General features: G+C 71.6%; 23 protein-coding genes and 1 pseudogene. 6 read left to right on the top strand and 18 right to left on the bottom strand.

The genetic code is table 11. From position 1 onward, the window contains the following. Window positions 1-4 precede the first annotated feature (4 nt). Window positions 5-1252 carry a streptophobe family protein gene (locus tag OG985_RS40690; RefSeq protein WP_371673402.1) on the top strand — a complete coding sequence of 416 codons (1248 nt, stop codon included), beginning with the start codon at window positions 5-7 and terminating at the stop codon, window positions 1250-1252. A gap of 47 nt (window positions 1253-1299) precedes the next feature. Here the strand turns inward: OG985_RS40690 and OG985_RS40685 are convergent, their stop codons facing one another. Beyond that, window positions 1300-1710, bottom strand: a complete 411-nt coding sequence (locus tag OG985_RS40685; protein WP_371673401.1) for a hypothetical protein — start codon at window positions 1708-1710, stop codon at window positions 1300-1302. A gap of 283 nt (window positions 1711-1993) precedes the next feature. Here OG985_RS40685 and OG985_RS40680 point away from each other — a divergent pair, with 283 nt between their 5' ends. Then, on the top strand, window positions 1994-2281 hold the full coding sequence (locus OG985_RS40680; RefSeq protein ID WP_371673400.1) for a DUF1905 domain-containing protein: 288 nt from the start codon (window positions 1994-1996) through the stop codon (window positions 2279-2281). Window positions 2282-2368: 87 nt separating this feature from the next. Here the strand turns inward: OG985_RS40680 and mgrA are convergent, their stop codons facing one another. Continuing rightward, a complete protein-coding gene (gene mgrA / locus OG985_RS40675; RefSeq protein ID WP_371673399.1) occupies window positions 2369-3358 on the bottom strand; it encodes an L-glyceraldehyde 3-phosphate reductase in 990 nt (329 codons plus the stop codon). A gap of 130 nt (window positions 3359-3488) precedes the next feature. Between mgrA and OG985_RS40670 the strand changes: the two genes are divergently transcribed. Both OG985_RS40670 and OG985_RS40665 read left to right on the top strand, forming a co-directional pair. After that, window positions 3489-4403: a LysR substrate-binding domain-containing protein gene (locus tag OG985_RS40670; RefSeq protein WP_371673398.1), complete on the top strand. Its 915-nt coding sequence runs from the start codon at window positions 3489-3491 to the stop codon at window positions 4401-4403. Window positions 4404-4487: 84 nt separating this feature from the next. Beyond that, window positions 4488-5003: a DinB family protein gene (locus tag OG985_RS40665; protein ID WP_371673397.1), complete on the top strand. Its 516-nt coding sequence runs from the start codon at window positions 4488-4490 to the stop codon at window positions 5001-5003. On the opposite strand, the gene OG985_RS40660 is transcribed toward OG985_RS40665, so the two are convergent. From OG985_RS40660 to OG985_RS40635, 6 genes are all read right to left on the bottom strand, one after another. Continuing rightward, the gene (locus OG985_RS40660; RefSeq protein ID WP_371673396.1) at window positions 4985-6055 is read right to left on the bottom strand and encodes an adenosine deaminase; all 1071 of its coding nucleotides are present in this window, start codon (window positions 6053-6055) and stop codon (window positions 4985-4987) included. The two genes, OG985_RS40665 and OG985_RS40660, sit on opposite strands and share 19 nt — an antisense overlap. Before the next feature lie 25 nt (window positions 6056-6080). Beyond that, window positions 6081-6476, bottom strand: a complete 396-nt coding sequence (locus tag OG985_RS40655; RefSeq protein WP_371673395.1) for a VOC family protein — start codon at window positions 6474-6476, stop codon at window positions 6081-6083. Window positions 6477-6890: 414 nt separating this feature from the next. Then, window positions 6891-7781 (bottom strand): glycoside hydrolase family 19 protein, encoded by an 891-nt coding sequence (locus tag OG985_RS40650; protein ID WP_371673394.1) that lies wholly within the window; start codon window positions 7779-7781, stop codon window positions 6891-6893. Window positions 7782-7995: 214 nt separating this feature from the next. Further along, window positions 7996-9390 carry an aldehyde dehydrogenase family protein gene (locus OG985_RS40645; RefSeq protein ID WP_371674634.1) on the bottom strand — a complete coding sequence of 465 codons (1395 nt, stop codon included), beginning with the start codon at window positions 9388-9390 and terminating at the stop codon, window positions 7996-7998. A gap of 146 nt (window positions 9391-9536) precedes the next feature. Further along, window positions 9537-10724: an RNA polymerase sigma factor gene (locus tag OG985_RS40640; protein WP_371673393.1), complete on the bottom strand. Its 1188-nt coding sequence runs from the start codon at window positions 10722-10724 to the stop codon at window positions 9537-9539. Continuing rightward, on the bottom strand, window positions 10724-11074 hold the full coding sequence (locus OG985_RS40635) for a YciI family protein (protein ID WP_371674633.1): 351 nt from the start codon (window positions 11072-11074) through the stop codon (window positions 10724-10726). Before OG985_RS40635 ends, OG985_RS40640 begins: the two co-directional genes overlap by 1 nt. Before the next feature lie 101 nt (window positions 11075-11175). On the opposite strand from OG985_RS40635, the gene OG985_RS40630 reads away from it, so the two are divergent. Further along, window positions 11176-12204, top strand: a complete 1029-nt coding sequence (locus OG985_RS40630; protein ID WP_371673392.1) for an acyl-CoA dehydrogenase family protein — start codon at window positions 11176-11178, stop codon at window positions 12202-12204. A gap of 169 nt (window positions 12205-12373) precedes the next feature. On the opposite strand, the gene OG985_RS40625 is transcribed toward OG985_RS40630, so the two are convergent. The 8 genes and pseudogenes from OG985_RS40625 to OG985_RS40590 form a co-directional block, all read right to left on the bottom strand. After that, window positions 12374-13507 carry a hypothetical protein gene (locus OG985_RS40625; protein WP_371673391.1) on the bottom strand — a complete coding sequence of 378 codons (1134 nt, stop codon included), beginning with the start codon at window positions 13505-13507 and terminating at the stop codon, window positions 12374-12376. 147 nt (window positions 13508-13654) lie between these two features. Beyond that, a complete protein-coding gene (locus tag OG985_RS40620) occupies window positions 13655-14950 on the bottom strand; it encodes an ISAs1 family transposase (protein WP_371666527.1) in 1296 nt (431 codons plus the stop codon). A gap of 189 nt (window positions 14951-15139) precedes the next feature. After that, a complete protein-coding gene (locus OG985_RS40615) occupies window positions 15140-15580 on the bottom strand; it encodes a peptidoglycan-binding protein (RefSeq protein WP_371673390.1) in 441 nt (146 codons plus the stop codon). A gap of 111 nt (window positions 15581-15691) precedes the next feature. Further along, the gene (locus OG985_RS40610) at window positions 15692-16837 is read right to left on the bottom strand and encodes an LLM class flavin-dependent oxidoreductase (RefSeq protein ID WP_371673389.1); all 1146 of its coding nucleotides are present in this window, start codon (window positions 16835-16837) and stop codon (window positions 15692-15694) included. Between the two features lie 177 nt (window positions 16838-17014). Then, window positions 17015-17344: pseudogene (locus OG985_RS40605) on the bottom strand (acyl-CoA dehydrogenase family protein); the annotation flags it as partial. Window positions 17345-17349: 5 nt separating this feature from the next. Beyond that, window positions 17350-17904, bottom strand: a complete 555-nt coding sequence (ssuE, locus tag OG985_RS40600; protein WP_371673388.1) for an NADPH-dependent FMN reductase — start codon at window positions 17902-17904, stop codon at window positions 17350-17352. A 58-nt stretch (window positions 17905-17962) separates the two neighbouring features. Then, a complete protein-coding gene (locus OG985_RS40595) occupies window positions 17963-18190 on the bottom strand; it encodes a hypothetical protein (RefSeq protein WP_371674724.1) in 228 nt (75 codons plus the stop codon). A 152-nt stretch (window positions 18191-18342) separates the two neighbouring features. Further along, complete coding sequence (locus OG985_RS40590; RefSeq protein ID WP_353962189.1) at window positions 18343-18420, bottom strand: putative leader peptide; 78 nt, start codon at window positions 18418-18420, stop codon at window positions 18343-18345. A gap of 143 nt (window positions 18421-18563) precedes the next feature. On the opposite strand from OG985_RS40590, the gene OG985_RS40585 reads away from it, so the two are divergent. Next, window positions 18564-19493: a LysR family transcriptional regulator gene (locus tag OG985_RS40585; protein ID WP_371673387.1), complete on the top strand. Its 930-nt coding sequence runs from the start codon at window positions 18564-18566 to the stop codon at window positions 19491-19493. Window positions 19494-19503: 10 nt separating this feature from the next. Here the strand turns inward: OG985_RS40585 and OG985_RS40580 are convergent, their stop codons facing one another. After that, entirely contained in the window at window positions 19504-19671 is a 168-nt protein-coding gene (locus OG985_RS40580; protein WP_371673386.1) for a hypothetical protein, read from the bottom strand. 146 nt (window positions 19672-19817) lie between these two features. After that, complete coding sequence (locus OG985_RS40575) at window positions 19818-20783, bottom strand: MMPL family transporter (protein ID WP_371673385.1); 966 nt, start codon at window positions 20781-20783, stop codon at window positions 19818-19820. Between the last annotated feature and the right edge of the window lie 58 nt (window positions 20784-20841).

Raw genomic sequence — 20841 nt, 5'->3', positions numbered from 1 at the left:
CAGCGTGAGCCGTCGAACCCGTTCCGAGCAGGCGGTCGCCCGCCCCGGCTGGCCCCAGGCGCTCGTCACGGCGCTGGGCACGCTCGTCGCCATGGCGGTGGTCGCCGCCCTTGGTCTGTGGGCGGCGGGTGCGACGGACCTCCCGGACAACGCGTTCCCCAGAGTCGTCGCGGCCACCGTGGTCACCGCGGTCGGCGGCAGTCTCGAGCTGTCCGGGGACGCCGGGGAGCTGGCCGAGACGCGGGCGGGGCTGACGGTGGTCCCGCTGTCGGTCACGCTCGTCGGGGCCCTGTCGCTCGCCGCGGGTTTCCTTCGGCCGCTGCGGCGCCGTGCGGTCGTCGGCGGTGGCGAGCTGGCCGGCTGGGCGGGCCGGATCGCCGTGCCGTGGCTGCTCGCGCTGACGGCCCTCGCCCTCGCGGCCCGCCAGACCTTCGCGGTCTCCCTCGGGGAGGGAGTGCTCGCCGACCTGGGTGACGTGTTCGACGTCGCGCCGAGGGTCGGCTTCACCACTGACGTGCCACTGAGCGTGATCTCCGGCCTGGTGTGGCTGGGCGCTGTGCTGGTGGTGGCGGTGCTGGTCTCCGGTGAGCCTCCGCTGCGGGCCCGGCTGCTGCGCCTGCGGGAGTCGGTACGGCCGGCCGCGTACGCCATGGTCGTCCTGCTGCTCGTGTACGTCGCCCTGGGCGTCGTCATCGCCCTCGTCGTGGCGGTGACCCGCGGACCCGCGGCCGAGACCCTGGCCGTGATCCTGCTCGGCATGCCGAACCTGGTGTGGCTGACGCTCACGATCGGCCTCGGGGCGACGTGGCACGGCCGGGTGCAGGGCCCGTTCGGGCTGCCCATGCCGCACGTGCTCGACGAGGTGCTGCGCACCGGCGACGTCTCCGCGCTCAACCTGGGCACGCTGTCCCGGTACGACGGCCGCGTGTGGTGGCTCGTGGCCGTCGACGCGGTGCTGCTGTCCGCCGCCGCGTACGTGATGGCGGCGCGGTCACCGGCGGGCACCCGGGTCTGGCGGCACGCGGTGCGGATGGCGGCCGCGCTGGCACTGACGGTCCTCATGGTCTGCCTGACGGGCCGCGTGTCCGCGCACTACGGCCTGTCGCTGCTCGTCTTCGGCGACCTGGGCGGGGGCCTGTCCGGTGAACTGTTTCTGGACCCGGAGATCTGGCCCGCGCTGGGCCTGGCCGTCCTGTGGGGGCTGGCCACCGGACTCCTGGGCGGGCTGATGGCGCGGTGGACGCGCCGGTGAGCCGGAGTCCCTGCCACGGAGGGGTCGGCGCCGGAGCTTCGGGTGTGTCAGGCGACGGGCACGACCAGGCCCGGGGTGGTGCGCTGCATGCGCAGGGCGTCGACGGACTCGGCCATCAGTTCGTACTCGGTGGTGTCGTCGCTGACGGCGATCCGCACCAGCCGTCCGGCCGCCAGTCCGTCCGCGACCAGCTCCTGCCGGGCGGCGTCGCCGCACCAGGCGCGCAGCACGGTCGGTACGTCGAGCACGGTGTCGGAGACCGGGACGAGCGCGCTCGGGGGGAAGTGTGCCGCCTCGGGGCGGGGATCGAGGCGATCGGCCATCCACGAGGCGCGGTCGCGCAGCCACCACAGGGCGAGGGCCAGGGTGGGCGCCCGATAGGTTCCCAGCGGCACGCCGATGCGCCGGCCGGCGCAGGTACCGTACGCCGTGACATGGCACAGGAACTCGTCGTGCACGGTTCACACCCCCGTAGCTCCGCTCGCCTCTCGGCTGGGCCTCTCTTTCGTGCGGCTCGTGTGCAGTACGTGATCGTTGCTTCGCTCGACGTGAAGTCCTTCAACTGTTGAGTATGTTCACTACCGAAACACTGTCACCACGACTTTTTGGCCACTCTCCTGGCATATTCACCAAGCCGGTTGGCCGAAAGCTGACAACTACACGTTCGGCGTCGGACTCCGCGATGAGTTTTCCCGCTCCCGGCGGTCTCTTGGATACGGGGACCACCGAGCGGAGGACGACATGGGTACGAACGCACCACTCGACGAGCAGTTCACCGCCGTACTGCGCAGGAGCCCGAGCGACGGCGGCTGGACCTACCTCGTCTGGCCCGGGTCCGCGGAGTTCTTCGGCACCCGTGGCCTCGTGAAGGTGCGCGGCACGATGGACGGGCACCCTTTCCGCAGCTCGTTCATGGCCCTGGGCGACGGCACCCACAAGCTGCCCGTCAAGGCCGAACTGCGCGAAGCGCTCGGCAAGGGCGAGGGCGACACGGTGACCGTACGGCTCGAGGAGCGGCTCGGCGCGTAGCCGGAGCGGGGGCCCCGGCGCACGGCAGAGGTCCCGGAGGCGGCCGATCGCCTCCGGGACCTGTCGGAGCACCGCACCCGGGGTGCTTCAGCCCTGGACGAGCGCGTCGATCCGGGCCAGTTCGTCCGCGTCGAAGTCGAGGTTGCGGATGGCCTCGACGCTGTCCGCGAGCTGCTGCGGGCTGCTCGCCCCGACGAGCGCGGAGGTGACCCGGCCGCCGCGCAGCACCCAGGCCAGCGCCATCTGGGCCAGGGACTGACCGCGGGACTTGGCGAGGTCGTCCAGGGAGCGCAGCCGTCCGACCAGTTCCTCGGTGACCGCGTCGGAGTTCAGGAAGGGGCTGTCGCTCGCCGCCCGCGAGCCCTCCGGGATGCCGTCCAGGTAGCGGCCCGTGAGGAGGCCCTGCTCCAGCGGTGAGTAGGCGATGGAGCCGACCCGGAGCTCGTCCAGGGCGTCGAGCAGACCGTCCTCGGGACGCCGGTCGAGCATCGAGTAGCGCGGCTGGTGGATGAGCAGCGGGGTGCCCAGCTCACCGAGGATGCGGGCGGCCTCGCGGGTCTGCTCCGGCGAGTAGTTGGAGACGCCGGCGTACAGCGCCTTGCCCTGCTGGACGGCCGTGTGCAGGGCGCCCATCGTCTCCTCCAGGGGAGTCTCCGGGTCGGGGCGGTGCGAGTAGAAGATGTCGACGTACTCCAGGCCCATCCGGGTCAGGCTCTGGTCCAGGGAGGACAGCAGGTACTTGCGCGAGCCCCACTCGCCGTACGGGCCGGGCCACATCAGGTATCCGGCCTTGGTGGAGATGACGAGCTCGTCGCGGTACGGCGCGAAGTCCGCCTTGAGTGCCTCGCCGAGGGCGGACTCGGCGGCACCGGGCGGCGGGCCGTAGTTGTTGGCCAGGTCGAAGTGGGTGACACCGAGGTCGAAGGCGCGGCGCAGGATCGCGCGCTGCGTCTCGACCGGCCGGTCCGGGCCGAAGTTGTGCCACAGGCCGAGCGACAGCGCGGGGAGCTTCAGGCCGCTGCGCCCGGTGCGCCGGTAGGGCATGTCCGCGTAACGGTCGGTGTGTGCGGTGTACAACGCGACTCCAGTGGGGTTGGCACGGGTGCGGTTTCCGGGAGACCCAGGAATCCGGTCCCATCTTTCGCGACCTGCGGGCAGCGGTCCAACAGAAGAATCCGATGGAATTCAGCGGATAGGCTTCTCAATCATGGAACTGCGCCACCTCCAGCACTTCGTAGCGGTCGCCGAGGACCGGCATTTCACCCGGGCCGCCGAACGGCTCATGGTGTCCCAGTCCGGCCTGTCCGCCTCCATCCGGGCCCTGGAGCGGGAGTTGCAGACCCCGCTGTTCGTGCGGACCACCCGCCGGGTGACGCTCACCGAGGCCGGGCGGGCGCTGCTGGGCGAGGCCGAGCGCATCCTGGCGCAGGTGCGGGCGGCCCACGAGGCCGTCGCCGCCGTGCAGGGCGTGCTGCGGGGCACGCTCGCGCTGGGCACCGAGCAGTGCATCGCGGGTGTCCACGTGGCGAGGCTGCTGGCCGCGTTCCGGCGACAGCATCCGGACGTGGAGATCCGGCTGCGGCAGGCGGGCTCGGGCGCGCTGGCGGAGGAGGTCGCGGCCGGCCGCCTCGACCTGGCGTTCGCGGTGCGCATGCAGGCGGACACCGACCAGCTGCGTTCCGTCCCCCTGACCGACGAGCCGATGACCGTGCTGTGCCACCCCACCCACCGGCTCGCCACCGCCGGCGCGGCCGTCACACCGGACGAGCTGGGCGGCGAGGTCTTCGTCGACTTCCACCCGGACTGGGGTCCGCGGTGCATGACCGACGCCGCCTTCGCCGCCGCGGGCGTGGGACGCACCGTCGCGCTGGAGGTCAATGACGTGCACGAACTGCTCAACCTGGTGGACGAGAACCTCGGCATCGCCGTCGTACCGGCGCATTTCCGGCACAAGCGGGAGTCACTCGCGGCCGTCCCGCTCAAGGGCACCGGCGACGCGGTGTACGAGACGGTGGCCCTGCTGCCGCCCCCGCAGACGACCAGTCCGGCGGCCCGGGCCCTGATGGAACTGCTCGAAACGGAGGGCCTGGCAACACTCCAGGACGGGGCCCGTCCCTCCTGACGCGCCCTGTCCTCTTCCGCGGGCGGTTTCCACGGGAGCCGGATTCCGGACGCAGGACGGATCGCGATGCGCGATGGTGGACGTATGCATGCAAAGGACATCCTCATCGACGGGTTCAACCGCATCCAGGAAGAAGTCCACGCCGCCGTCGGCGATCTGCCCCCGGACGTGCTCAACGCCCGCCCCGCCCCGGACGCCAACTCCATATCCTGGCTGGTCTGGCACCTCACCCGGGTCCAGGACGACCACGTGGCCGACGCCTCCGGGCTCGACCAGGTGTGGCTGTCACAGGACTGGGAGAAGCGCTTCGGCCTCGATCTGCCCCGCAGGGCCACGGGCTACGGACACAGCGCCGCGCAGGTCGCCAAGGTGCGCGTCGACTCCGGTGACCTGCTGACCGGCTACTACGACGCCGTGCACGAGCAGAGCCTGGGGTTCCTGCGCGGCCTGACCGCCGCGGACCTCGAGCGCGTCGTGGACGAGCGCTGGGAGCCACCGGTCACCCTGGCCGTACGGCTGGTCAGCGTCCTGTCCGACGATCTGCAGCACGTCGGACAGGCCGCCTATCTGCGGGGGCTGCTTCAGAGCGCGGCCTCGTAGCCGGGCAGGACGACGTCCTCGATCAGGGCGTTGCGCTCGTCGAACGGGACGAAGGCGCTCTTGAGGGCGTTCACCGTGACCGTGCGCAGGTCCTCGACCGTCCAGCCCGCCTCCTCCACCAGCAGGGACATCTCACGGGTCATCGTCGTACCCGACACCAGCCGGTTGTCGGTGTTGAGGGTGACCCGGAAGCCCAGGTCCTTCAGGGCCGTGATCGGGTGCTCGGCGATCGACTCGGCGGCGCCGGTCTGCAGGTTGGAGGTGGGGCACATCTCCAGGGCTATCCGGCGGTCGCGGACCCAGCCGGCGAGGCGGCCGAGCTTGCCGTCGACGATGTCGTCGGTGATGCGCACGCCGTGGCCGATGCGCTGGGCGCCGCACACCTGGAGCGCCTGGTGGATGCTGGGCAGGCCGTGCGCCTCGCCCGCGTGGATGGTGAAAGGGACGCTCTCGCGGCGCAGGTGCTCGAAGGCGGCCAGGTGGTCGGCGGGCGGGAAGCCGTCCTCGGCGCCCGCGATGTCGAAGCCGACGACGCCCGCGTCCCGGAAGGCCACCGCGAGGTCGGCGGTCTCCCGCGTGCGGTCGAACATCCGCATGCCGCACAGCAGGGTGCCCACCCGGACCGGCGTGCCCGCGGCAGCCGCCTTGGCCATGCCGGCGGCCAGCCCCTCCTGGACGGTCTCGACGACCTCGGGCAGGGCCAGCCCACCGTTCAGCATCAGCTCGGGGGCGTAGCGCACCTCGCCGTAGACGACGCCGTCGGCGGCGAGGTCGAGCACGTACTCCTCGGCCGTGCGCAGCAGGCCCTCGCGGCTCTGCAGCACCGCGAGGGTGTGCTCGAAGGTGGCTATGTAGCGGACCAGGTCACCGGAGTTGGCGGCCTCGAAGTACCAGGCGGCCAGGGCCTCGGGGTCCGTCGTGGGCAGGGTGTGGCCGACCGACTCCGCTAGCTCCACCACCGTGGCGGGGCGCAGGCCACCGTCGAGGTGGTCGTGCAGGACGGCCTTGGGCAGGCGGCGAAGGGTCTCGGTGTCGATGCGGGGCGCGGTCATGTGCGTGTTCCTCGGCAGGTGGGTCTCAGTCGGTGGCGGGCTGGAGCAGGTCCCAGCGGTTTCCGTACAGGTCCTGGAAGACGGCGACCGAGCCGTACGGCTCGTGCCGCGGCTCCTCCAGGAAGGTCACGCCGGCGGCGAGCATCCGGGCGTGGTCGCGGGCGAAGTCGTCGGTGTGCAGGAAGAAGCCGACGCGACCGCCGGTCTGGTCGCCGACGCGGCCCTGCTGGGCCTCGTCCTTGGCCCGGGCGAGCAGGAGGTCGGTGCCGCCGTCCTCCGGGCCCGGCCGGACGACGACCCAGCGGGAGCCGTCGGGGCGCGGGGTGTCCTCGACGAGGCGGAAACCGAGGGCCTCGGTGTAGAAGCGGATCGCTTCGTCGTAGTCGTCGACGACGAGGGTGACCAGGGCGATACGTCGCATCGGGGCCTCTCCGGGGTGGGGATTGACCGGAGACGTTATACGTAAAACCTCGCGCTCGCCAGTCGCCTCTGGCCGGCCGGGGCGAACGCGGCTCGTCGGGGGCGGGGTCGTGGGATCGGTACCAGCCGGCAGGGCCGCGGCCGGGCGGTCACGGCGGGGGCCCCGAGGCCCGGAGGAAGAGTCCCGGCCGCCGGCGGGAGGAGACGGCACCGCCCGTCCACCGCGTCGCGCCGAAGCGATGCGGTGGACGGGCAGGTCGCTCAGGGGCTCCGGTCGGCGCCCCGGTGCCCCTGGCGTCGGAAGCGGCCGGGTGCTCGGATGCCGGCGGCGCCCGCGGGGAGCCTTCCGGTGGTCACCCGCGAGTTCGGCACGCGCCGGAGGGCCCGGAGCGACCACTGCGCGGACCCCGTGTCCTCAGCAGTAGAGGTTGCCGCCCGGCGTCGTGGCGAGGATCTGCGTGAACCGCTGGTAGGCGTCCACGCGACTCTGCACCTGGGCCGGGTTCTTGCCGTCGCATTCGAGCGAGCCGTTGATGGAGCGGATGGTCTGGCCGAAACCGGCGCCGTTGACCATGGCGTTGTGCGGGGTCATGCTGCCGGGTCCGGTCTGGGTGTTCCAGTACCAGAGGGCGGTCTTCCAGGCCACGGCGGAGTCGTTCTGCACCAGCCAGGGGTTGTTCAGGAGATCGATGCCGAGCGCGTCGCCTGCGGCCTTGTAGTTGAAGTTCCAGCTGAGCTGGATGGGGCCGCGCCCGTAGTAGGCGGACTGGCCGGCCGGGCAGCCGTACGACTGGCTCCAGTCGCAGTAGTGGGGGTAGTTGGCGGTGTTCTGTTCGACGACGTACACCAGGCCGCCGGTCTCGTGGTTGACGTTGGCGAGGAAGGCCGCGGCCTCCTGCCGCTTCACCGTGTCGCTTCCGGTCTTCGCGAAGCCGGGGTAGGCACTCAGGGCGGCGGTGAGGCCGCTGTAGGAGTAGAAGGAGTTCCGGTTCGGGAACATCTGGTTGAACTGGGACTCGCTCACCACGAACGTGCCGGAGGGGTTTCCCGAGCCGGTGTCGCAGGCGTAGGGATCCCAGTACCAGGTGCTGATGGTCGGGTCGTAGCCCGGGTTGTCGTGTTCGGCGATGTAGGCCTTGCCGTCGGTGTAGCGGACGATGTCGCCGGTGGCGTACGACCGGCCGGCCGTCCAGGCGGGATAGCTCGAACACGCGGCGGCGGACGCGGGTGCGGCGGGCAGCAGCACGGGCACGGCGCTGCCGAGGACGAGTGCGGTGACCACGGCGGAGATGCGGCGCCTCGACACAGGAACAACTCCTTTGCGGAGCACGGCCGCACCCGGACAAGGGCAGGGCGAAGCCGGACCTTGAACGCACGTGCCGGTGTACCCGGCACGGCGTGGGCGCGGCCGTGGTGGGGGGTGGGAGCCATACTCAACCGCTTTGGTCTGTACCAGTCAAGGGTGTAGACCAGTCAACTCCGCTTCGCCACCGCACATATGGGTGGACCTGCCGTCGGCATCAGCTCAGCGGCTTCTCCAGCACGGCCTTGCGGTGGCTGAAGGTCTCGATCGAGTAGCGCCCGTGATAGCTGCCCGTACCGCTCTCGCCCACCCCGCCGAACGGCAGGTCGGAGACGGTGAGATGAGCGAGCGGGAGGCCGTGGCCGAGCGCACCGGAGGAGGTCTCGGCGGCGATGCGCCCGCGGGTGTCGGCGGAGTCGCTGAAGACGTACAGGGCGAGCGGCTTGTCGCGGTCGTTGACGAAGTCGATCGCCTCGTCCAGGCCGGGGACCGTGACGATCGGCAGCACGGGACCGAAGATCTCCTCCCGCATCACCGGCGACGCGGGATCGACATCGGCCAGGACGGTCGGCGCGATGTACTTGGACGCGCGGTCGGTGGCGCCGCCCACCACGACACGTCCGGAGTCGAGCAGGCGGGACAGCCGGTCGAAGTGCCGTTCGTTGACGATGCGGCCGTACTCGACGGAGGCCGCCGGGTCTGCGCCGTACAGGGTCTCGACGGCGCGGGCCAGCGCGGGCTCGAGGGCGGCGGCGGTCTCCGGGTCGGTCAGGACGTAGTCGGGGGCCACGCAGGTCTGCCCGGCGTTGAGGAACTTGCCGCGCGCGAGCCGGGCCGCGACGACGTCCAGGTCGGTGTCGCGGTCGACGAACGCCGGTGATTTGCCGCCCAGTTCGAGGGTCACCGGGGTGAGATGCTCGGCGGCGGCGCGCATGACGATCCGGCCGACCGTGCCGTTGCCGGTGTAGAAGATGTGGTCGAAGCGCTCGGCCAGCAGGGCGGTGGTCTCCGGGATGCCGCCCTCGACGACGGCGACCGCGTCGGTGTCGAGGTACGCGGGCAGCAGCCGCGCCAGCACGGCGGAGGTGGCGGGAGCCAGCTCGCTGGGCTTGGCGACCACGGTGTTGCCCGCGGCCAGAGCGCCGACCACGGGGGCGAGCAGGAGCTGGGCCGGGTAGTTCCAGGGGGCGATGACGAGGACGACGCCGAGCGGGTCGTACTGCGTCCAGGCGGAGGCGTCGGCGCCCAGATGTGCCGGGATCGGGGCAGGCTCGGGGCGCAGCCAGCCGGCGAGGTGGTCGAGGGTGTGGTCGATCTCGCGGACCGTGAAGTCGATCTCGGTGCGATGGGCCTCGGTGGAGCTCTTGCCCAGGTCGGCATGGAGGGCCGCGGCAAGGTCCGGGCCGTTCTCGGTGAGCATCTCGCGCAGCCGGCGCAGCTGGGCCGTGCGCCACTCGAGGGGCTTGGTGCGGCCGGTGCGGAAGGTGGCGCGCAGCCGGGCCACGGTGTCGGCGGGCTGCTCGGGGGTGGGCTGGTTCACGGTGCCTCGCTGGTGGTGCGCGTGCCTTGCGGCCCGCGGCGCGTTCTCGAACGGTCGGACGAGCGATCGGATGTAAATGCCAACCTTTCAGCTGCCCAAGTAAATTCCACCACCACGGACCTGACTTTGTGTATCGGGGCCGTCACACCACCGGACTCCCCGGCCGCTCCCCCTCCACTCCGCCCGCGCCCGGGTCCGACCAGGGCGTACGGCGTCGCTCAGCGCGTGAGGCGACGGGCGCGCCCGTCCAGGTAGGCCTGCTCGGCCGGGCTGTCGGTGAGCTCGCGGGCCGCCTCGTACGCCCGTACCGCCTCGGTGTCGCGGCCCAGTCGGCGCAGCAGGTCGGCGCGGACCGCGTGGAAGACGTGGTAGCCGTCGAGGTCCAGGGCGTCGACGAGTTCGAGAGCCCGGCGCGGGCCGTCCGCCTCGGCGACGGCGACCGCTCGGTTCAGCGCCACGACCGGGCTGGGGGCGACGGCCACGAGCTGGTCGTAGAGGCGCAGGATCTGCCCCCAGTCGGTAGCGGCGCCGGTCGGCGCGTCGCTGTGTACGGCCTGGATCGCGGCCTGGGTCTGGTACGACCCCGGCTGGTTCCGGCGCAGACAGCGGCGGACCAGCTCCTGCCCCTCGGCGATGAGGTCGCGGTCCCAGCGGCCACGGTCCTGCTCGGGCAGCGGTACGAGCGCGCCCCGCTCGTCGAGCCGGGCCGGCCGGCGCGACTCGACGAGCAGCATCAGCGCCAGCAGGCCGGTCGCCTCGGGCTCGTCCGGCATCAGCTCGGTGAGGAGACGGCCCAGGCGCACTGCCTCGGCACACAGGCCGGCGTCGCCCGTGTACCCCTCGTTGAAGATCAGGTAGACGACGGCCAGGACGCCCTTCAGCCGGTCGGGCAGGTCGGCGTCGCGAGGCACCCGGTACGGGATCCGCGCGTCGCGGATCTTCGACTTGGCGCGGACCAGGCGCTGGGCCATGGTCGGCTCGGGCACGAGGAACGCCCGGGCGATCCGCTGTGTGCTCAGCCCCCCGAGCAGCCGGAGGGTGAGGGCGACCTGCGCCTGCGGAGCGAGTGCCGGATGGCAGCAGGTGAAGATGAGCCGGAGCCGGTCGTCACGCACGGGGCCCTCCTCCGCGGGCGGGTCGGGGGCGTACAGCCGGGCGGCCTCGGCCTGCCGGGCGTCCCGGGAGGACTCGCGGCGCAGCCGGTCGACCGCGCTGTTGCGGGCGGTGGTGATGATCCATCCCGCCGGACTCGGCGGCGCCCCGGTCTCGGGCCAGCGCCGTACGGCCGTGGTGAAGGCGTCCTGGACCGCTTCCTCGGCGAGGTCGATGTCGCCGAGGAAGCGGACGAGGACGGCGACGGCACGGCCGTACTCCGCGCGGAACACGGCCTCGACGTCCAGGGGCATCAGGCCTCGCCCATGAACGGGCGCACCTCGATGGGAAGGGTCGTCGCCCAGGCCGCCCGCCGGCCCCAGTGCAGGGCGGCGTCGAGGTCCGGCGCCTTGATCAGGCAGATCCCGCCGAGGTACTCCTTGCCCTCGGCGTACGGCCCGTCGGTGACGAGAACATCGCCGTCCTGGGGGCGCAGCACCGTGGCCGTCTCCGTTCCGTGCAGGCCCCCGGCGAACACCCAGGCGTCGGCCTCGCGCAACTCCTGGTGGAACGTCTCGAGGTTGCGGCCGATCTCCGCCATGCCCTCGTCCGACGGCGGCTCGCCGTCACGGGGCGTGATCACGCTGAGCAGGTAGTACTTCATGACGTCCTCCGAGGTGTCCGGGTGCCGTTCTCTCACCTCCTACACGAACGGCGCACCCCCGGATCGACACCGGGCCACGCGACACCGGAAGAATCTCGCCCATGACCGCCCCGCATCCCCTCGTCACCCGCGCCCGCCGCCTCGCGGACGACCTCCTCGCCCCGCACGCAGAACAGGTCGACCAGCGAGAGGTCCCCGTGAGCCACCTCGCGGAGATCAGGCGCTCGGGCCTGCTCGGGCTGAACGCGCCGAGGGAGTACGGCGGGGCCGCCGCACCCGGAGCGGTGGTGCGCGAGACGGCGGAGATCCTGGCCGGGGCGTGCTGCTCGACCTGGTTCGTGCAGACCCAGCACCACACACCGGTGCTGACGCTGGCCGGCAGCGAGGCCCCGGTGCGCGATCGGCTGCTGGGCCGGCTGGCGACCGGTGAGCTGCTGTCCGGGGTGGCCTACGCGCACGTCCGGGCGTACCCCCGCGTCCCCGTGCGGGTCACCCGGGAGCGGACCGGCCGGCGCTTCGACGGGACGGTTCCCTGGTACACCGGGTGGGGCCTGAACGACGTGCTGCTCCTCGCCGGGGTCACCGACGCCGACGAGGTCCTGTTCGCCTTCGCCGAGGCGCGGGAACAGCCGGGACTGCGGGCCTCGGCCCCGATGCGCCTCGCCGCCCTCACCGCGGCCCGCACGGTCTCCCTGGAACTGGACGGCCTGTGGCTCCCGGAGGAGGCTGTCGCGCTGCGCGCCCCGCACGACCGCTGGGCGGCGGCGGACCGGCTCAGGACCCTGAACGCCAACCCGGCGGTCTTCGGCCTCACGGAGGCGGCCCTGACGCTGCTGGACGAGGACACCGCGGCCCCGCTGCGCGCCCGCCTCGCCGAGGTGCGCCGCCGGTCCTACGCCCTGATCGACGGCGCGGCGCCCCACGAACACCCGGCGGAACGTCTGGCCCTGAGGACACGGGCGTACGGGGTGATGCAGGCGGCGACCACGGCGGCGGTGGTGGCCGGCGGAGGCCGCACGATGCTGCTGGCGAACAAGGCCCAACGACTGGCACGGGAGGCGCTGTTCCTGATGGTGCAGGGCCAGACGGCGGAGTCACGGACAGCTCACCTCGACGCGCTGACCGCCTGACGGGGCCGGCCGACGGGGCCCACGTGGTGGGCCCCCATTGTGGGGTCTGCGTGGTGGGCCCCGTGGTTGGGCCTGCATGGTGGGCCCCCGTGGTTGGCCTGCATGGTGGGCCCCCCATGGAGGGGCGTGCATGGTGGACCCGCATGACGGGGCCCCTCCGCGGTCTGGGTCACCGGCCGGCTTCCCGTCCGGGTGGCCTCACCGGTGCTTCCTGCTCCGGGCCGCCGTCCGGGTCCGCGTCCGGGCCACCACGGAATCCGGCACCGGCTCGCTCCGGGGCGGCCGGTGGTCCGATCGGGCCCGCCGGTCCGGGCCCGTCGTCGGCCATGACGGCGGCGTTCTCCCGGTCGACCACCGCGTCGGTCGGTCTGCCCAGTTCCGACAGCGTCATCTGCGCCCGGTCGTCGACCAGGCGGGTCACCAGGTGTTGGGCGGCGCCGAAGACCGCCGCCCAGGCGAGGACCTGCGCCCTGCTGTCCAGGTTGCTGAGGCCGGGGACGAAGGCTCCCCTGATCAGCAGCACCCCGAGGAAGGCCGACAGGGCGCCGGTCGGGAACTTCAGCACCGCCGACGCCAGGGGGAGCATGTACGGGGCGCTGGTGCCCCGGATACGGCGCAGCGAGGCGATGACGGTGAGTGCCGCGCCGGCCAGCCCGGCGACCTCGACGGTGACGATGTCCCGCGGCAGGGCGAGGCTGCTCGGAACGGTGCCCGGCGGCCTGTTGTGGTACTCCATGCTGGGGCACACCACGTCCACATGGTTCGCGTCACCGGCCCCGACCTCGGGGGCGAAGCACAGGCTGAGCGAGCTGGGGGAGAACCAGCCGTAGAGGGCGAGGCCCGCCACGCCGGCGAGGACGAGGAACGTGGCGGTCCAGAGGATGTTGCGCAGGCTCCGGACCCGGGCCAGTTCGCCGTCCAGGTTGTTGTACGCGCTGTCCAGTGCCCGGGCCAGCAGTTCACGGTCGCTCGGCGTCATCTCGCCGGCGATGATGTGACGGATCCGCTGGGCGAGCCTGATGCGCCGTGGGTCGTCCCTGTCCAGATGGCGCTTGACCAGCGCCATGACCTCGCTGGCGCGGCCGGCGACCTCCGTGTCGGACACCAGTTGGAGCAGCAGCACGTCGGCGCTGCGCAGATTCGACCAGACGCCTTCACGGGCGGTCGAGCCGGACCAGGGCCGCCGCCAGCCGAACACCTCGTCGGCCGCGGCGCGGGCCTGGTCGAGATGGCCTTTCGTTCCTTCGAGGAACGTCCTGCGGTCGTCGTCGCACGGCCTGGTTTCCTCGCGTCTCAGCTGCACCTCGAGATAGGCGAGACGGGTTCTGGCCCGAGCCCGCCACGGCGACCGCGGTGGTCGGGGACGCAGGCCGACGGCGAGCCGTCGGCGCGCACTGGCCCAGGTGCTTTCCCCCAGGGCCCCGGCGTGTGCCTGGATCGTCCGGTTTGGTTATGTGATGCCGTAGAGGGCGAGGACGCGGGGGCGCTCGGTGTGGGCTCGTCGTCCGGCGGCGGTGTTGACGTAGCCGGCGAGCTTGAGCGCGCTGCGGATCAGGTCGCGGAGGGTAGCGAGTACGGCGGGCGCGTTGCGGGTTCTGACCTGGGACTTGTCCTCGTTGAAAGTGACATCTCGACACCAGTGGACGGTATTTTCCACGGTCCAGTGCCCGCGAGCCCAGGACGCGATCTCGGCTGCGTTCGCTTCCTCGGCGGGCAGGTCGGTGATGGCGTAGACGGTCTCGCTGGACCATTTTTTCGCCCCGTAGAGACGGCGTCGGCGCTGGATCCGCAGGACCTGGGCCGCGTGCGGGAAGAGCAGGCCCTCGACGGTGACGACCTGCACGAGCCGCTGCTCGTGACGGCCGTGGCCCCGGGCGTCGTCGCGGTGGATCACAGGGATCTCCTTCCAGGGCAGGGCGTGGAGTTGACGGGCCTGGCCGCGCTGGTTGTTCTTGATGGTCAGCAGGTAGTGAGCGCCGCGTTCGCGCAGGTAGATGGCGTGGTCGCGTTGGGCGTGGAGGGCATCGGCGGTAACGACCACCCCCGTGAGATCCGCGTCGTCGATCTGGTCGAGGAGAGGTGCGAACTCGGGGATTTCGTTGGTCTTCGCGCCGATCTCGCGGGAGGCGAGAGTGACACCGTCGCCGTGACGGACGGCGGACAGGACGAAGACGCGGCTGCCGTCCGGGCGCCTCGCGCCGCGCAGGCACTTGCCGTCCACCGCGATCGCCCGCCGCCGGAGCCGTACCGGCTCGGCGCGGGCGGCCGCCCGGTGAGCCCGGCGCTGTTCACGTTCGGTGCCACCGTCGGGCATCACCGGCTCCGGCCGGCGGGGCTGTGCGGACAGCAGAGGCCGAAGGTAGTCGTAACCGGCCGCGCCGATCTCACCGGGATCGAGTCGCCCCAGGACGCTGCGCAGGGTTTTCTCGCTCGGCACCCGGTAGCGGCCAAGGAGTGGGTGGTAGGGCAGGCCGAAGGCGGCCAGTTCCTCCGGCGCCGCACGTCGGCACCACTCCGCCGCCGCGGTGATCGAGTCGTGGCCGGACGGGGTCATCGCGCAGACCACCAGGGCCAGCAGCGAGGAGAGCCGGTACCGCACTCCGCAAGCCCCTCTCGGATCGGTGACCGACTCGAACTCGGCGACCAGGCAGCGCACTTGCTCCTTGGCGGCACCCTCGCCGAGGGCTTCCAGGCAGGGCGCACAAGGCACGGGGACAGCGACAAGGGATGATGGAGAAACGAACACGGCACCTTCGTGGATCTTGCAGCGTAGAGAACTACATGATCCACAGGTGCCGTGTTCACCTGCTTCCGGGGCCCACCACCGAGATCAACACCCCAGACCGGGACGATCCAGGCACTCGCCGGGGCCCTGTGCTTTCCCCGGCCGCCACGGAAGTGTCCATCGCCGGTCTCCGTCGGTGCCTGGGGCGGGCTATTCACTCATGTGGAGAGCGGGCACATGGAGTTTCTCCCACGAATTGCGGCCCGGAATACCGTTGGCATCGCTGCCGATGAAGCCGAGTTTCTCCTGCCACTTGGCGTAGGACCTCCGATCGGCCTCGCTCCACTGGAGGTCGGGCTCGTCGGGATATGCCGAGCAGCCCTCCTCGATGAGGCGCCAGCCCATGACCTCGATGATCGGGCTGCTCACGGACGACTGGAAGAAGTCCTTGCCCGGGAAGGGCTCGTCGTCGCTGACCGGCACCGCGGTCGGCTCCGTCACGCGGACCCGCTGGCCCGGGTGAATCAGGTTCGGATTCTTGATCTGGGGGTTCCACTTCCTGACCTGGGCCAGTGTCACATGGAACATGGCCGCGATTTTGGAGAGCGAGTCGCCCTCCCTTACCACGTAGAAGTCCGGTGTCGCGTTCATACGCCCATGCTAGTGACGAATCGAGAAGAATTCGACACGTGAAGAACGGTCGCGCGAGAGCCAGTTGAATATTCATTTGAATTCGCCGCCGTATGGGCGAAACGCCTTCATTCAGCTCGCGAACGGCACCTGCGCCGAGGGCGCGGACTCCGTACGGAACGGGTGCCGCCACAGTCCCCGTTCGGCCAGCCGGGGCAGCACCCCCTCGCCGAACCAGTACGCCTCCTCCAGGTGCGGATACCCGGACAGCACGAACTCCTCGATGCCGAGGGCCGCGTACTCCCGGATCCGTTCGGCGACCTCGTCGTGGCTGCCGACCAGCGCGGTCCCCGCTCCGCCGCGCACCAGTCCGATGCCGGCCCACAGGTTGGGGTGGATCTCCAGGCCGTCTCGGCTGCCGCCGCCGTGCAGGGCGAGCATCCGCTGCTGCCCCTCCGACTCACTGCGCGCCAGCCCGGCCTGGACGGACCTGACGGTCTCCGCGTCGAAGCCGGCGAGCAGCCGGTTCGCCTCCGCCCAGGCCTCTTCCGAGGTGTCCCGGGTGATGACATGCAGTCGGATGCCGAACCGCAGCGTCCGCCCTTCCTTCGCCGCGAGCCCCCTGACCCAGGCGATCTTCTCCGCGACCTGGGCCGGCGGCTCGCCCCAGGTGAGGTAGACGTCGACGTGCTTCGCGGCGACCTCACCGGCGATCGGCGAGGACCCGCCGAAGTACACCTCGGGCACCGGGTCGGGCACCCGGGCCAGCTTCGCGTCCTCGACCCGGAGGTGCTCCCCCTTCAGGTCGACGGTCTTGCCCTCCCACAACTCCTTGACGATCTGCAGGAATTCGCCCGTACGGCGATAACGGTCGCCCTTGTCCAGGAAGTCGCCGTAGGCCCGCTGCTCGTGGCTCTCGCCGCCCGTGACGACGTTGAGCAGCAGCCGTCCGCCGGTCTGCCGCTGGAAGGTGGAGGCCATCTGCGCGGCGAGCGTCGGCGAGACGAAACCGGGGCGGAAAGCGACCAGGAACTTGAGGCGTTCCGTGTTCTGGCTGACCATCGCGGTCGTCAGCCAGGCGTCCTCGCACCAGGCGCCGGTCGGCGTGAGCGCGCCCACGAATCCCAGGTCCTCCGCGGCGCGGGCGATCTGGCTCAGGTAGGCGACCGTCGGCGGCCGGTCCCGTCCGGAGACGGTGGCCGGGGTGCCGTGACCGCCGCCGACGACATGGCGGCTGTCGCCGTTGGTGGGCAGGAACCAGTGGAAGGTGAGGGACACGTGGGTCTCCGATCCGGGATGGCCGCTGGACGACAGGGCAGACACGCTCTAGAGAAGGCCGTGGCGCGGTGGTCTCGTGCCGTTCAGCACGTACCGGCCGATGTGCTGGATCTTCCAGCGGGGCGGGTCGTGCAGCGTGTGGGTGCGGGCGTCCCGCCAATGACGGTGCAGGTTGAGCGAGAAGACGAACTTCTGCTGCTGTTCGGTGCCCTGACGGCGGATCACGTTGACGTAGGCAAAGTGGCTCCTCGGGATCTGGGCGAGGCTGCCGTCGGCCGTGGCGAGCAGCCGGAAGACCTCCGCGAGGGTCTCCTGCCGGACGTCGGCGCCGCCGTGCCCGGCGGGGACGGTGACCGCGAGCAGCCCGGAGGCGGAGAGCTGGTCCACCTCCTCCCGCGGGAGTCTGCGTTCCGCGTCCCGTTCGGAGGCTCCCGCCCGGAACCGCGTGGCCAGTTCGGCGGCGACGGCCAGGGCCTCGGCGTCGTCGGCGATCACCTGCGCGGCCATCGCGGTCAGCCCGTCGCGGCCAGCACCGGGGTGCGGCCGAGGGCGGTCGAGAACTGGTCGACCACCTGGGTGAGGGCCCCGTCGGCGGAAGCCGCGACGGTCAGGGAGCCGTCCTGGTGCACGGTGATGTCCTTGTCGAGGGTGAACCAGCCCTGCACGATGTGGGCTGCGCCCATGGAGCTGAGGACCGGCCGGAGCGCGTAGTCGATGGCCAGGACGTGGGCGGTGGACCCGCCGGTGGCGAGCGGCAGCACGGTCTTGCCGGTGAGGGCGTACTGCGGGAGCAGGTCGAGAAGTGCCTTGAGGACACCGGAGTACGACGCCTTGTAGACGGGGGTGCCGACGACGACACCGTCGGCGCGCGCGAAGAGCTCGGTGGCCTCGACGACGGCCGGGTGCCGGAAGTCCGCGCCGAGGAGCGCCTCGGCGGGGATGGTGCGGACGTCGAGCGGGATCACCTCGTGGCCCTGGGCGGTCAGCCGGCGGTCCAGATGGCGCAGCAGACGGTTGGTGCGGGAGGAGGCGGAGGGGCTGCCGGAGACGGACAGGACGGTGGCCATGGGTCCTCTTTCGGGGAGGAGGAACGCCTGTGCGCGACAGGCGCCCCCGGTGAGTCGGTCAGAAGTACCTGGTGGGTGCGGGCAGTTCGCCCTCGAGGACCCAGCGGCCGACCTCGCGGCGCCCGTAGGCGACGAGGTCGTGCAGCGTGTGGGTGCGGACGTTGCACCGGAACCGGTCCCGGTTGTAGTCGTGCCCCCAGTCGGTGCGTTGGTCGATCTTTCTGGTGGCCAGTCCCCCGCTGACATGGGGGACCCGGTAGGCGAATTTCCCGGGCTCTGCGGGCATGCGGAACTCCTGTTGCGGAATTTCGGGTACGCCGAATTCGACGGGCGCGACTGAGCGTGGAATTCAGGCGGTGACGGGGAAACGCGGCACACGGCTGCCTGGCCACAGAGAGGCGCGGTGCGGCGCGGAGGGGATGCGGCGGATCGGCGGGATCAGGCCGCGGAGCAACAGGAGGCGCTGGAGACGCGCGCGAGGTCGACGTGGCGTCGCCGCGTGAGGTCCAGTCGCATCTTCATGTTCTCGATCGTGACAGTCGCCGTTCCCGGCAGTCAAGGAAAACCCGACCGGTCTCGTATCGCGGACCATTGAATTTCACGAAGGTGTGACAGGGAAACCCTTGAACGGTCGGTGATCGGACAGCAACTCTGTTGCCGTGCGGACAGAACAGCTGGAATACATCGCGGCGGTCACCCGGCTCGGTTCGCTGCGCCGGGCCGCCGAGGAACTGCGGCTCTCACAGCCGGCGTTGAGCGAGACCGTGCGGAACCTGGAGCGCGAACTGGGAGTGGATCTCCTGGAACGCAAGCGCACCGGTGCCACGATGAGCGCCGAGGGCCGCGAGCTGCTGCCGCACATCGTCGGCGTGCTGGAGGCGGTGGACCGGCTGCGGGCCGCCGCGGGCGAGCAGCACCGCGTCAGCCGCATGGTGCGCGTCGGGACGGTCAACGCGGCGACCGTGCCGCTGCTCATTCCGGTGGTGCGCGAGTTCCGCGCCGCGCATCCGGTCACGCAGGTCGAGGTGGTCGCGGCCCAGCAGACGCAGATCCACCAGGCGCTGTCGGAGGGCGGTTTCGACCTCGGGCTGGTCAACCATCTGGAGGGCGACGACGTGCCGGCCGGCGTGGAGTCCACGCAGTTGCTGCACGGGCGGCCGGTGGTGTGCGTACGCCCCGACAGCCCGCTCGCGTCCCGGGCCGCGGTGACGGTGGACGACCTGCTCGAACAGCCGCTGATCGCGATGCGTTCCGGTTACGTCATGCACCGGTACGTCCACCGGCTTCTCGGCGGCCGCGGCCCGTCCTTCTCCTACTCCACCGATGGCGCGGAGATGGGCAAGCTGATGGTCGCCGAGGGACTCGGAGCGACGCTGCTGCCGGACTTCAGTGTCGTGGGGGACCCGCTGGAGCGGCTGGGGGCGCTCACGTACCGGCCGCTGGCCGGGGACACGACCCGGGTGCTGCTGATGCTGCAGCGGCGCAGGGCCGAGTCCGTACCGCAGGCGGCGCGGGGCCTGCACACGGTGTTCGTGCGCCGGGCGCGGGACCTGGGGGGCACTCTGACGGTGGACGCGCCGGCCGGCTGAGGGGCGGCGGTCAGTCGTCGTCGCGGGCCGGGACCACCACGAGGAAGGCGTCCGACTTCAGGTCCATGACGACCGTCGCGGGCTCACCCGCGGCACGGCGCCGGGCCGCGCATTCCTCCGCAGGCCACGATCCGCGCGGACTTCCGGCAGGAAAGCGCTCCAACACCTTCGCGCCCATAACGGCACACACCTCCGTCAACAGCCATGAACTCCCTTACGTTCCGCTTGCCCTGGATCGGCAGCGGCATGCCCGGCTCCCGGAACTCGGTGCGCGGGCGCGGACCGGCCGTCAGACCACCGCCGACGGCCGGTCGTTGTCACGGGTCAGGGTGCCGCCGACGTGAGGTCCCGGATCTCGTCGTGGTCCTCCGGCGACTCCCGCGTCCGGCTGAGCCGACCCGGCCACCAGGCCCGGGGTCCGATGTCCCGCGCCAGTGCGGGCACCAGCAGCGAGCGCACGACCAGGGTGTCGAGCAGGACCCCGAAGGCGACGATGAAGGCGATCTGTGCCAGGAAGGCCAGGGGGATCACGCCGAGCGCGGCGAAGGTCGCGGCGAGCACCACGCCGGCGGAGGTGATGACTCCGCCGGTGGTGACCAGGCCGCGCAGCGCACCTTGGCGCACTCCGTGCCGCAGGGACTCCTCGCGGACCCGGGACATCAGGAAGATGTTGTAGTCGACGCCGAGGGCGACCAGGAAGACGAATCCGTACAACGGCACGGAGGGGTCGGTGCCGGTGAAGCCGAAGACGTGCGGGAAGACCAGCGCGGAGACCCCCAGCGTGGCAAGGAAGTTGAGGGCCACGGTGGCCACGAGCAGCGCCGGCATCAGCAGCGAGCGCAGCAGCCCGGCCAGGATGACGAAGATGACGGCGAGGACCACGGGCACGATCAGGGTGCGGTCGCGTTCGGCCGTGCGCAGTGTGTCGTACCGCTGCGCGGTGTACCCGCCGACGAGGGCGTCGGCGTCCGGCACCGCGTGCAGGGAGGTCCGCAGCCGTGCCACGGTGTCCTCGGCCGCGCGGCTGTCGGCGGCGGAGCGCAGGGTGACGTCGACGCGTACCCGCCCGTCGACGACGAGGGGTTCACCGCCCGGACGCCCGGACGCGGTCACTCCGGCCGCCGAGGCGACCCCCTTCGTGGACCGCGCCGTGGCCAGGACCCGGTCGAGGCGGTCGGCGTTCGCGACGACCACGGCCGGGTTGCCGGAGCCGCCCGGGAAGTGCTGGGCCAGGGTCTGCTGCGCGGCGACGGACGGAGCGTCGTCGACGAAGGTCTCGTCCAGCGGCACGCCCTGGGAGGTGAGGGCGGGGGCGAAGGCGGCGCAGGCCAGCAGGCCCGCGAGGGCG

It is taken from the genome of Streptomyces sp. NBC_00289, from assembly GCF_041435115.1.
GTDB lineage: Bacteria > Actinomycetota > Actinomycetes > Streptomycetales > Streptomycetaceae > Streptomyces.
The sequence above is the reverse complement of the archived record's forward strand: the minus strand, read 5'-3'. Positions and strand labels throughout refer to the sequence as shown.

Bases quoted from the DNA above. Each gene is read 5' to 3' on its own strand.
- OG985_RS40665 (WP_371673397.1), top strand. From the start codon at position 4,488: ATGCATGCAAAGGACATCCTCATCGACGGGTTCAACCGCATCCAGGAA.
- OG985_RS40635 (WP_371674633.1), bottom strand. From the start codon at position 11,074: ATGAAGTACTACCTGCTCAGCGTGATCACGCCCCGTGACGGCGAGCCG.
- OG985_RS40615 (WP_371673390.1), bottom strand. From the start codon at position 15,580: ATGAACGCGACACCGGACTTCTACGTGGTAAGGGAGGGCGACTCGCTC.
- OG985_RS40590 (WP_353962189.1), bottom strand. From the start codon at position 18,420: ATGCGACTGGACCTCACGCGGCGACGCCACGTCGACCTCGCGCGCGTC.
- OG985_RS40640 (WP_371673393.1), bottom strand. From the start codon at position 10,724: ATGCCCCTGGACGTCGAGGCCGTGTTCCGCGCGGAGTACGGCCGTGCC.
- ssuE (WP_371673388.1), bottom strand. From the start codon at position 17,904: ATGGCCACCGTCCTGTCCGTCTCCGGCAGCCCCTCCGCCTCCTCCCGC.
- OG985_RS40595 (WP_371674724.1), bottom strand. From the start codon at position 18,190: ATGCCCGCAGAGCCCGGGAAATTCGCCTACCGGGTCCCCCATGTCAGC.
- OG985_RS40655 (WP_371673395.1), bottom strand. From the start codon at position 6,476: ATGCGACGTATCGCCCTGGTCACCCTCGTCGTCGACGACTACGACGAA.
- OG985_RS40580 (WP_371673386.1), bottom strand. From the start codon at position 19,671: ATGGGCGCGAAGGTGTTGGAGCGCTTTCCTGCCGGAAGTCCGCGCGGA.
- OG985_RS40680 (WP_371673400.1), top strand. From the start codon at position 1,994: ATGGGTACGAACGCACCACTCGACGAGCAGTTCACCGCCGTACTGCGC.
- OG985_RS40670 (WP_371673398.1), top strand. From the start codon at position 3,489: ATGGAACTGCGCCACCTCCAGCACTTCGTAGCGGTCGCCGAGGACCGG.
- OG985_RS40630 (WP_371673392.1), top strand. From the start codon at position 11,176: ATGACCGCCCCGCATCCCCTCGTCACCCGCGCCCGCCGCCTCGCGGAC.
- OG985_RS40660 (WP_371673396.1), bottom strand. From the start codon at position 6,055: ATGACCGCGCCCCGCATCGACACCGAGACCCTTCGCCGCCTGCCCAAG.